The 12,157-nt window shown below is 40.7% G+C and carries 7 protein-coding genes; 4 read left to right on the top strand and 3 right to left on the bottom strand.

Translation table 11 applies throughout. The features are described 5' to 3' along the window. Nucleotides 1-80: 80 nt before the first annotated feature. The 3 genes from AC19MV_RS06015 to AC19MV_RS06005 all read right to left on the bottom strand — a co-directional run bounded on the left by AC19MV_RS06015 (nucleotide 81) and on the right by AC19MV_RS06005 (nucleotide 5,019). Entirely contained in the window at nucleotides 81-434 is a 354-nt protein-coding gene (locus AC19MV_RS06015) for a YkgJ family cysteine cluster protein (protein WP_432400263.1), read from the bottom strand. A gap of 154 nt (nucleotides 435-588) precedes the next feature. Then, nucleotides 589-2,829 (bottom strand): peptidase U32 family protein, encoded by a 2,241-nt coding sequence (locus tag AC19MV_RS06010; RefSeq protein ID WP_498306360.1) that lies wholly within the window; start codon nucleotides 2,827-2,829, stop codon nucleotides 589-591. A gap of 588 nt (nucleotides 2,830-3,417) precedes the next feature. Beyond that, on the bottom strand, nucleotides 3,418-5,019 hold the full coding sequence (locus AC19MV_RS06005; RefSeq protein ID WP_432400265.1) for an ABC-F family ATPase: 1,602 nt from the start codon (nucleotides 5,017-5,019) through the stop codon (nucleotides 3,418-3,420). Between the two features lie 1,148 nt (nucleotides 5,020-6,167). Between AC19MV_RS06005 and AC19MV_RS06000 the strand changes: the two genes are divergently transcribed. The 4 genes from AC19MV_RS06000 to AC19MV_RS05985 all read left to right on the top strand — a co-directional run bounded on the left by AC19MV_RS06000 (nucleotide 6,168) and on the right by AC19MV_RS05985 (nucleotide 12,129). Beyond that, complete coding sequence (locus tag AC19MV_RS06000; RefSeq protein WP_498306358.1) at nucleotides 6,168-9,065, top strand: EAL domain-containing protein; 2,898 nt, start codon at nucleotides 6,168-6,170, stop codon at nucleotides 9,063-9,065. Nucleotides 9,066-9,206: 141 nt separating this feature from the next. Then, a complete protein-coding gene (locus tag AC19MV_RS05995; RefSeq protein ID WP_432400267.1) occupies nucleotides 9,207-9,749 on the top strand; it encodes a VF530 family protein in 543 nt (180 codons plus the stop codon). Nucleotides 9,750-10,183: 434 nt separating this feature from the next. After that, nucleotides 10,184-11,086, top strand: a complete 903-nt coding sequence (locus AC19MV_RS05990; protein ID WP_498306356.1) for a dienelactone hydrolase family protein — start codon at nucleotides 10,184-10,186, stop codon at nucleotides 11,084-11,086. A 209-nt stretch (nucleotides 11,087-11,295) separates the two neighbouring features. Then, nucleotides 11,296-12,129, top strand: a complete 834-nt coding sequence (locus tag AC19MV_RS05985) for a response regulator (protein ID WP_498306354.1) — start codon at nucleotides 11,296-11,298, stop codon at nucleotides 12,127-12,129. Nucleotides 12,130-12,157: the final 28 nt, after the last annotated feature.

The following is a 12,157-nucleotide window of genomic DNA, read 5'->3' as shown; positions in this document are numbered from 1 at the left end:
CCAAATCTTATAAGCACATTTTGTAGGCCACATCTTGTATGTAATGGTCACTTATTAATGCGGAATGGTATACATGAATGCTACACCAATACCTGACGAGTGTTGGCTATGTAATGATGGATTTGCTGTTCTGTTTTGGTGTCGATCATTTTTTCTGGTCCGCGATCTTCAGGGCATGGCATCCGTGGGGTGGTGCCAAACAGTCTGCAAATCAGCGGCCGCTGTTCATACACTTCGCAGCCATTGGGGCCTAAATGAACACAGTTCCATTCTGCTAACGCGGCATCATGCTCGGCATCGGTTTTAACCGGTAACCTTGCCATTTCAGCTGATGATGTGGTGACAGGCCCACAGCAATCGTGACAACCGGGTTTGCATGCAAAAGACGGAATGCGTTCACGGAGTAGATCGACTATTTCGATGTCATTTCTCATAGGGTGACTTCTTTTCAATACGTTGTTTATCGTTTGTGCTTTTTGTTTTGTACTTAGTGCTTTAACAGCACTCGCGCCATCTTATTGACTCAGTGCATTGATGCTATCGTTACGACGGTTATCATTACAACTGAGCCTGGTTAACACGACCGTTTTATAAACCTTGTTGGTATTGCGCGTTCGTCGACACTGTGACCAATTGATTAAGTTCTATTTTAGCTTCGGAAACGCCTTTTAATACATTTTCAAAATGGTTAACCAATTGCACTTTGTCAATTTCAGCTTTCGAGCCAGAACCGATATTGGTTAAGTCGATAAAGAACTCGTCAAATAAGTGGGATAAGTCTTCAACCGCTTCAATGTTTAAGAACTGCTCGTGGTTATAAATACTCGGATATCCCCCTTTTTGCTTGTCTACTGCAAACGAGATCCCTTTGACGTTAGTAATCGTGGTGGCTTTTTCACACTTAAGCATGCAGCCATCTTCGATACTGGGCTTGTTACAACCCACCGTTTGTTGGAAAAAGCATTGGCGGCTGGTCATCATCAAAATAGGGTGATAGATGCTGTAAAGCAGTTTAAATTTTGCCGGTCTGGCGATGTTTCTAATTTGATTGCGATTAATCTCATTAGAAATAAACGCGCCAGCGCAATTTAACTGCTCTTGCAGTGTGAGTAAGGCGTAAGAATTGGTGGTATTTAAAAACGGCCCAGCAATCCATTCAATCCCCATTTCATAGGCTTTAAATGCCACACCGGTATTATTACTGACAATACGAGCAGGTTTTACCGCTTCTAACAGTCGTACCGATTCTGCATAGTCTTTACCAATCAATACGGCTGGAAACCACGGGATGAGTCTTGGATTACGCAAAAATATGTCGATGTATTTATTGTCGTTTTTCTTAAAACTTTCTGGCAGCTTAAAGTAAATATCGGCATCGGTGACATCGCATAAGTTAATGTCTTTCTCGTCACTGATCAGCAATGATAACGTCGGTGTTTCGGTCACTTTTGGGTGTTTAACTAACTTTGGTAGCGTGACTGCGCCAATGTATTCACGTTGAGTGAGTTGCAATAATAATTGGTTTTTAAGCTGCGTAAGCTGGCTAAAAGGCAGTGTTAAATCGGTATCGAGGTTAGCAAAATTAAACGGTTGTAGCAGGTAACCCGTGCCTTTTAAGCTCTTAAAGCGTTTTTCAATTGCAGCTTGATCGATTTGTGATTCTGTTGCCGCGGTTAACGTGGTGTCTGATTCAAGCACAAAATGCTGTTCTGGGGTGGTAACCGTGATCGATAACGTTTGGCCCGCTTTACCCGCAAACGCAAGGGTTAACGCTGGTTTAGCAATGCTTAAGTGATTAATTTTTTCAGCGACTAACTCAACAATGGCATCTTTAGCGGTTGATAATGTGTGTTGTGCTTCCTGGATTTGCACCACAGAAATGGCATTGCTGACGTCGTTGGCATGTTTAAAGCTGTTATCGCGTGGGTTGTCGATAAACATGTCTTTGGTGAGATTACCTTTTAAAAATGAGTTAGTAAAATCGCGATTAAACACTTTATATAGGTTTGAGTCGTCGGCTAATAACTTGCCTGTGTCGACAAATTGATCAATCTGCTTACGCCAGCTGTCTACCACGGTGTGGACGTATTGCGCGCCTTTAATTCGGCCTTCAATTTTTAACGAATCCACGCCAGCATCTACCAATTCTGGTAAATCGAAATAGGCTGAGTTGTCTTTTAAATTTAGTGGAAACTTATTGCCCGCAGCGGTGATTTCGTATTCGTCACGACAAGCCTGGCTGCAACGCCCGCGGTTACCTGAGTTACCGACACTCACTGAGCTTGAATAACACTGGCCAGAGAAGGCAATACACAAGGCGCCGTGGACAAACACTTCGGTAAGTACATCGTGATCATGGGCGAGGGTGGTTAAGCTTTTAATTTCACCGAGGTTTAACTCGCGCGATAAATTGACTCGGGTAGCGCCAATTTTAGCCAAGAAACCAATTTGACCTTCATTGTGGGTGGTCAGCTGAGTAGAGGCGTGAATGGCTAACGATGGGAAATGTTTGCTGACTAAGTTAAATAACCCTAAGTCTTGCACTATGATGCCATCGATACCGGTATTAACCAGTTGATTAAGCAATTTTACCAACGTAGGCACTTCGTTTTCCAGAATAACGATATTCATGGTTAAGAAGACTTCACATTGGTATTGATGAGCCAGTGCTATCACACCAATCAAGTCATCGAACGACAAATTAGCCGCTCGGTTACGGGCGTTGAAGGTATCTAAGCCACAATATACGGCATTAGCGCCGGCTATGATTGCCGCTTTGATTGCATCGACGTCTCCACCGGGTGCCAGTAATTCGATTTTTCTCTTCATGATAGGTTCGCTACTTTTAGTTAATTATTGTTTTACGTTGTTATTTGGCGTGCTACACACTTAATTACGACTTACACACTTAATTACGACTTACACACTGATGTTAAGTGTTCAAGCGGGTCTATTAGCATTTACGATTGTAACAGCCATAGCGTCATAGCACAGTGTCTTAAATAGACTGGCTGTTAAATAGTTCGATAAACACAAAACACCACAAATATAAAATGGTTTATACCATTCCGCACTAATAAGTGACCACTCAGAATGCGTCCAGCGGTTTTTGATTAAGGCGTCGCTATGTAGTAATGGTTGTTCCCTTTCAAATAGCGAGAACGCAGAGCAAGAGCCGCTGGGGCATTCCTTTCAGGCGATTTTTAAAAGGGCTTACACTGCGTTGCATGACTTCGAAAGAGAATAACTATTCATTCAGTCATTCGCCTTGTTTAAGCCCTTTTAAATTCTCGCTGAGAGATCACTTACTAACGCGGAATGGTATTAGATAGAAAAGGCCTCCGTTTATGGTGTGTCACCACATAAACGAAAGCCTTTGTGGTGTGCGAGTGAGTGTTTCACTTGCACACATAACAACTACTTTTTAGCTATTGATTCAGCCTGGCTTGCAAGATATTCATCGAAAGTACCTTGGAAGTTAATCAACTTTTTATCTTTAACATCAATGATCCGCGTTGCAAGTGATGACACAAACTCACGGTCATGACTGACAAATATCAAAGTGCCTTCAAATAATTTCAACGCTTGATTTAATGCTTCAATCGCTTCCATATCCATGTGGTTAGTGGGTTCGTCCATGACCAACACGTTAATGTCCATCATCATTAACTTACCGAATAACAAGCGGTTTTTCTCTCCACCTGAACAGTTACGCACTTTTTTGTTGGCGTCATCTTCGGTAAATAATAAACGACCTAGCATGCCACGGACCATTAAGTCGTTATGCTTTGGTGTGCGCCACAACGACATCCAATCAAATAAAGTCATGTCATTGTCAAAGTCGGCGCTGCTGTCTTGCGGGCAATAACCAATGGCGGCATTTTCTGACCATTTGATTCGACCATGATTATGTTGAAGTTCGTTCACCAAACAACGTAATAGGGTTGTTTTACCCACGCCGTTTTCACCGATAATCGCCAGTTTAGAACCGGCTTCTAGGATGAGGTCGCCGTGTTCAAATAACACTTCTTCAAATCCATGGCCTAACTCTTCAAGCACGAGGGCCTGGCGATGTAATTTTTTCGATTCAGTAAAGCGAATTGATGGGGTGATACGGCTAGACGATTTAACATCATCAAGCTTAATTTTATCCATTTTCTTGGCGCGTGAACTGGCTTGTTTCGCTTTAGAGGCGTTAGCACCAAAGCGGTTAACGAAGTCTTGTAGTTCGTCAATTTCAGCACTTTTCTTAGCGTTACCGGCTAATAGCTGCTCACGAATAAGGCTTGACTGCTCTAGGAAATATTCGTAGTTACCTGGGTAAATACGTAATTCGCCGTAGTCGATGTCGGCCATATGAGTGCACACAGAGTTCAGGAAGTGTCTGTCGTGCGAAATGATGATCATGGTGCACTTACGTTTGTTTAGCTCTTCGGCTAACCAACTAATGGTATGAATGTCCAGGTTGTTGGTTGGTTCGTCGAGTAACAAGATATCTGGGTTGGCGAATAAGGCTTGTGCTAATAACACACGCAATTTCCAACCGGGCGCCACTTGCTGCATTAACCCGTAGTGAAATGATTCATCGATACCTGCTTCAAGTAGGATTTCACCGGCACGACTTTCTGCGGTGTAACCGTCCATTTCAGCAAATTCGCTTTCAAGATCGCCAACACGCATGCCGTCTTCATCAGTCATTTCTGCTTTAGCATAAATACTGTCGCGTTCTTGTTTCACTTTCCAAAGTCTTACGTCACCCATGATCACAGCATCAACGACACTGAATTTTTCAAAGGCGAACTGGTCTTGGCTCAATGTACCGACTTTTAAACCTGGAGTGATGGATACGTTACCTGAGGTGGGTGCTAACGCGCCACTGAGGATCTTCATGAATGTGGATTTACCACAGCCATTTGCGCCAATTAAGCCGTAACGATTGCCATGGCCAAATTGCGCCGAAATGTTTTCAAACAACGGCTCTGGGCCAAACTGCATAGTAATATTAGCGGTAGAAATCAAAACAAGTTTCCATAGAGTGGTACAGCATTGTTATCGACAAGCGGCTAGGGTGTAGCATTGTGAGAATAAGACTGATAGGACGTAATATATAAGGTCGCGGATTATACAGGGAAGTGGTCAATTGTCGATTTATTATCGTGTTATTGTTTCGTGCTAATACAACGCGAATACTCTGTTGTTACGTTGTTAGAATACTTTGTGCTTACTTTGCTAGATATCCTTGTACTTACTTTCTAATAGTGCGGTAAAGACTGAGACAGCGTGGTCAGTCAAATAAGATTGGCCAAATCAGGCCGATTGACGTCATCCATAGCGGTTGCAAAAATGGTCTTATTCAACATCTGGCCAGAATACTCGAATAAACAAGACCACGGAATCACCCGTTATTTGCAGTTCTGTAGCGGTATTTATTGTTACAAGTGAACGACCTGTATCTCATGTAAGTCAGTTTTCGCTGACTTTGGGACGACGTTAGGTTGAGTTAAACAACCCGTTTTCGCAAGTTCTTGTGATTTTAATGAGGATATAAAATTAACTGTAAATGCAAATAAAGAGCATAAAACCAATAAGGAGCTGTTTAATGGACATTAAAATACGAAATTTGCATCGTAATACTATATTGGTTGTGAATACCGTTAACTGATAAAAAAATGTTTTGTTAATGTAACTTTCTCTTTTATCTTACTTTTGTTAATAGTCCTAGCGAATAACTCTAGCGAATAGTTATGCACATAGCCCTTAGTGGTTTCAAGATCATTTTTGTTCATCGCGAGTCAGTTGCCGCGATAGCTTTATTGGCTTGGATTGATCATATTTGTGTACTCGATCACAAGAAACAACTTTAAATAAGCCTCAGCTAAATTAATCATCATTTTTTTAGGTAATTGATTATAATCACCCAAGATAAAACCTTATACTTTGTAATGTTAAGTGTGTGCCGTAAAACATCGATTCAGATTTGCTTAGGTTTTAGTCTTGTTGCGATTTACCGTGACTGTTCTACCCTTAAAGGCCGCCACAAAAAGATGTCATACGACTTACGATTGGGTTTTATCGTGATACTAGATTTGGCAGTGTCAATCTTATAGTAACAATCTCATATTAATTTAAAGCGACTGTTCGTCATCTTATGGTTATGGAATGATTTAATGATAATAAAAACACGGAATATTACTATCACAACCGTATTTTTTGCACTATGCCTACTGTTTTTTTATCCTACCGCATTTGCCGTTGAAAACGTTTCTGCTAGAACCGATTCTGCTAGAACCGATTCTGCTAGAACCGATTCTGCTAGAACCGATTCTGCTAAAAATGATTCTGATAATAATGATTCTGCAAATAGTGTTTCTACTAATAGTATTGTTGCTGAAAGCGCTCCTACTTCTAGTGTGGGAAACATCAACGTTTCCGTCATCTCCGCGACTCATTTATTAACCCCGCAAGAATCACAGTGGTTAGGTCAACATAAGCAAATTTCTGTGGGTATTGATGGCAATTTTCCTCCGTATAGTTTTCTCAATGAGCAAGGTCAACCCATCGGTATGGCCGTAGATACCTTAACCCTAATAGGCAAAAAACTCGGAATTACGTTTGTTGTAGATGGTGAACATCGGTGGGAAAAAATCGTTAATAATCTGTATGAAAACCAAATAGATATGGTATTAACCATGGTTAATACACCCGATCGCTCAGGAGATTTTAGTTTTACGAGACCTATCATCTTTAAATCGTTGGTGATTATTACTAAAAAAAGCAAAATTTCGATACTGAATCGCGGAGATTTAGCCGGTAAAACGCTGGCATTAGTTAAGGGCTATCATTATTCCGATAAAGTCAGAGCTGAGTTTCCTTCTGTGACACCGTATTATGTTGATAGCATGCGTGAAGCGTTAGAGGCGGTACAAGCAGGCCATGCGGATGCTGCGATTAGCTTTTTAGCTGCGGCCAATTATTTTCAGTTAAAATACAATTTTGCAGATTTAAAAGTTGCTGCATTTTACGAAAAAAATCAAGCTAATGAATCAATTGCAGTTAGAAATGATTTACCGTTACTCACGAGCATTATGCAAAAAGGCATTGACTCGTTAACGGCTCCTGAAATAAAAGCCATCAATGAGGCATGGGGCGCCAATATTGGCCTGCCAAAAGATTATCAAGAGTTTATGGAATTAGCTGTGGTGGCAGGTGTGCTTATTTTGCTGCTCATGACCTGGGTTATGCAAACAAGGCTCAATAACCGTGCGCTATTGTTAGCCAACAATAACGCAGAAGCAGCCAATAGCGAATTAAAACGGATTAAAGATAATCTACAAAGTTTAGTGTTAGAGCGCACATTACAACTGACCCGCAGCGAAAACCGCTATCGAGGTTTGGTTGAGTCATTAGAAGATGAGTATATTTTTTATCAGCATGATACCAAAGGTTTTGTTCATTATGTTAGCCCGTCGGTGACTCATATTCTGGGCCATACTATCAGCGGTTTTGGTGATTATTATTATAAATTTTTAACCAACAATCCTAAAAACAGTTTAATTTCTGGTTATATAAAGCGGATTTTAAGCGGTGAACACTTACCGCCATTTGATATGGAATTGTTTGATGTCGACGGCAATCCTCACAGCTTTGAAGTGTTAGAGCGCCCTATGTATGATGAAGACGGGCAGTGCATTGGTTGTGAAGGCATTGCCCATGATGTGACTGCACGCAAACAGCAACAAGATGACCTGTATCAGTTGTCGCACTTTGATGACTTAACGGGGTTGGCAAATCGTTACTATTTTAAATTGCTTCTAGAAGATGAAATTCAGCTGTGCCACAAAACGAGCCAACCTTTGGCATTATTATTTTTAGATTTAACCCGCTTTAAAGTGATTAACGATAACTTTGGTCATAGTGCTGGCGACCATATTCTCAAGCAAGCCGCAGATAGAATTATTAAAGGTTTAAAAGGTAAGTACGTTGTGTCACGTTTTGGTGGAGACAAATTTTGTATTTCTTTGCCCAATACTAGCGCTGCAACGGCCAATATCATTGCCCTGGATTTAATCGATACCTTTAAGCATCATTTTGAATTTTTAGAGCAAACCATTATTTTAGGTTGCCGAGTGGGGATCAGTGTTTTTCCTAACGATGGCAACGATGCGGAAGCCATATTGAGTCAGGCGGACTCAGCATTATATGAGGCTAAAAAGACCCCATTTTGTGTCGCATTTTGTAATAAAGAACAGGCGATCTTTAATAAAAAACGCCTTTTAATAGAACAAAGCTTACGTCAAGCGTTATTGGTTTCGACGCTGCAACATTCGCAATTATTTATGGTGTATCAGCCTTTAATTGAATTGTCTGGATATCAATTATCGGGCTTTGAAGCGTTAATTCGCTGGGAACACCCTGAATTAGGCGTTATTTCACCTGCTGAATTTATTCCCGTTGCCGAAGATACTGGGTTAATTTTCGAACTCAGCCGCTGGGTGCTGAGCACCGTATGTGAGCAGTTAGTGATATGGAATAAGCAGGGGTTTGATTTTAAGCGTGTATCGGTAAATTTGTCTGCGCTAGATTTAATGAACACCTTGTTGGCTGAGGAGCTGCTAGCTATTATTGAAGAGTATAGTGCACAGCCGAGTTGGTTTAAGTTTGAAATTACTGAAACAGCCTTAATGGCAATACCTGAACAATCAATCGATATTTTACAACAGTTACGAGCGGCTAATGTTCATGTGGCAATTGATGATTTTGGTACGGGATATTCGTCTTTAGCGTACCTTAAATCTTTGCCGGCGACGACGTTAAAAATCGATCAATCATTTATCCGTAACCTAATAGATTCAGCAGAAGATCAAGCTGTGGTGAAGGCGGTAATTAGCATGGCACATTCTTTGGGCAAAATTGTCACGGCAGAGGGCGTGGAATTGCAAGAGCAAGTCGATTATTTGGTCGAGCATGGTTGCGATATTGCTCAAGGATACTTTTTCTATCGACCATTAAGTGCTCATGAAGTTGGCATACGCTTTATTGATACTGATAAACAGACGTTGAGTTAGTGTTGATATTGGCTTTTATAACATGACCCATTTTATATAACAGAACTCAAAAATATCAGATTTAGTCGCAGTGTAAGCGACTTTGTTGATACTATATGCATAAATGCCGAATTGGCAGGCAAGACAGAATTGGAAATACCCATGGTAGAAGAACAACAAAACAATCCATTACATGGACTTAAGCTTGAGACATTAATTACCGAGCTGGTTGAATGTTACGATTGGAAAATTTTATACGCAGCGTTAAAACTTGAATGCTTCCACTTGAATCCGTCTATTGAAGGTTGCCTTAAGTTTTTAAAGAAAACCGAATGGGCGAGAGAAAAAGTTGAGCACTTTTATCTGTACCGTTACAAGCGTATGCCTAAAGCCGTGGGTGCACAGTTTGACCTTAAACCGCGTGAACGTGGTTTTGCTCCAGGCATTATGCCGCGTAAACCAATGGAATTGACCTTTGAGTCTATCGCAAGAATGCATGAGCTAGCCGCAGAAAACTTTGAAACTAACCGCAATGCTAATGGACCACGAGGTTCAGGTAGGCCGCAAGGTAATAGAAAGAATTCTGGTTATGATAACCGCGCCGGCGCAGGTCAATCATCTAATTCATACCGTCGTGATGGTGATAGTTCATCTAAACCAAGCCGAGCAGTATCGTCCGATCCAAGTAATCCTTGGGGTAAGTAATCGTCAAGCCTCGAGAAGATAACGTTTCAGTTATAGCCTCAGTTACAAAAAAGCCCTGAATTATCAGGGCTTTTTTGTTTTTAGATATATGTAATCCCCATCTGCTTACACTGCGATGCATGACTTCGAAAGATAACCACTATTCATTCAGTCATTCGCCTTGTTTAGGCCCTTTTACACTCTTGCTGAGTCATCACTTGTTAACGCGGAATGGTATCATTTACTTCAACGTTTTCATCTATCATATTCAGTGTTCGTTTCTTGGTTAATTAACCCACCGAAACAACCTTTTATTGCTCTTATCCTCTTAAAACGGATGGATTTTTCGTGTTGAACCTAAACTATCTTTTCAGCGTATGATAAATTTGAAATAGTGATATTACGGTGTAAGCTAATATTGCATTGGTGAAACTAACTATTAGAGGGATCTCATTTTGAAAGACACGTCTAAATCAATACCCCAAGAAGCGTTTGATTGGTATGACTCCTATGCGCATGGCGGCATGGACCGTCGAACCTTTATCGCTAATCTTGGTTCGTTAGTGGCGCTAGGTTATTCAATGAGTGTATTAACGTCCGCTTTACTGCCCAATTATGCGTTAGCAGAACAGGTATCGTTTAATGATGACGATATTAAAGCGACTTATGTGCAATTTGACTCACCGTTAGGTCACGGCAAAGGGCGAGGTTATCTGGTCGAGCCTACCAATGTTCAACTTACCAACAAAGAAGGGTTGTTGCCTGTTGTATTGGTGGTACATGAAAATCGTGGTTTAAACCCCTACATTGAAGATGTCGCCAGGCGCTTAGCCAAAGCTGGGTATATTGCGTTGGCCCCCGATGCTTTGTTTCCATTAGGAGGATATCCTGGTAATGACGATGAAGGCCGGCAAAAGCAGAGCACATTAGACAGAACTAAAATTGAGCAAGATTTTGTTGCTGCAGCTGAATTTTTAAAGGCCAATCCACGCAGTAATGGCAAGTTAGGGGCGGTTGGTTTTTGTTTTGGTGGGTATATCGTTAATTATCTTGCTGCAGTTAAACCTGATTTATTGCAAGCTGGCGTGCCTTTTTATGGTACACCCGCAGCCAAAGCATTAAGAGCCAATATCAAAACGCCATTATTAATTCAGTTAGCAGAACTTGATGAGCGTGTAAATGCCACGTGGCCAGAATACGAGCAAGACTTAATGGCAGCTAAAGTGCCTTTCACCATGCACATGTACGACAAAGCTAATCATGGTTTTCATAATGACTCAACCGCACGCTTTGATGAAGCGAATGCTGAGCTTGCGTGGAAAAGAACATTAGCTTTCTTTGAAAAACATATCCAATAAGATTTGCGAATTAAAGGGCAATTTTGCCCTTTAATGTGAGGTTGTTGAGTTCAATGTATCCTGACACAGGGGGTTACGATGACTCTATATTTATCTAATTGGCACTTATGCTAACGACTATAATCATATAGTATGATTAAAGATAAAGCATAATAAGAAAAATAGAGGAAGTGACACAATGATATTTTTTACCGATAGCTTGATACATAATGTCTGAGCAAAATCGAATTGAAATAGATTTAAGTCAGGTCATCGCTCGTTATGGTGTCCCTTCTATTTTACTTGCGGATGATAGTTTAACTCAGCAATTTGTTATTAAAGCGGTATTACAAAACGTTGGGCTCAGCTTAGATTGCGTTGATGACGGTGAAAAAGCACTTTCCCAAATTAAATACAAACACTATGACATTGTCTTAATGGACATTCAAATGCCTATACTTGATGGCATTTCTGCAACCCAACAAATTAGACAATTCAGCTCATTTGACGTGTTACCCATTATTGCCCTAACGGGCGATACAGAGCTTAATGATCTCTCATCTGATAAAACGGCGTTGTTTAACGCGTTTTTACAAAAACCGGTAGAAAGTAATCTGCTTATCGACACCATTATCTCGTTTTGGGTACCGCAACAAGACGCTTCATCAATACAGCATCAGCAAACTGCTTTGGTCAGTGATAACCCGCATTTAATCAACTCAATATCACAACTTGCGCAACATCCATCTTTTGATCTTAGTGGTGGTGTACACGAATGGGTGGGAGAGGCCGCTTATTTGCGAGTGTTAAATGCGTTTATTCGAGTGTATAAACCATATGTTCTTTCACTTACTGAAGATAATCATCAAGCATTAACAAAAGCTGAGCAACATCGATTTTTTCATAAACTTAAAAGTGCAGCGGCCAACATAGGCGCAGTGGAATTGATTCGAGTTATTGATCATTTTGAACAAAATATAACCGTCAGTATTGATACCGTGAATAAAGAATTAACACTCGTGATTAATTTACTAAAACCGTTAGAGTTTGTTAACAAAATATAAGTGATTTTAATATTACAGGGTTTTATTT

It is taken from the genome of Shewanella sp. MF05913 (genome assembly GCF_059758095.1).
This window is presented reverse-complemented; position numbering and strand designations above follow the sequence as displayed.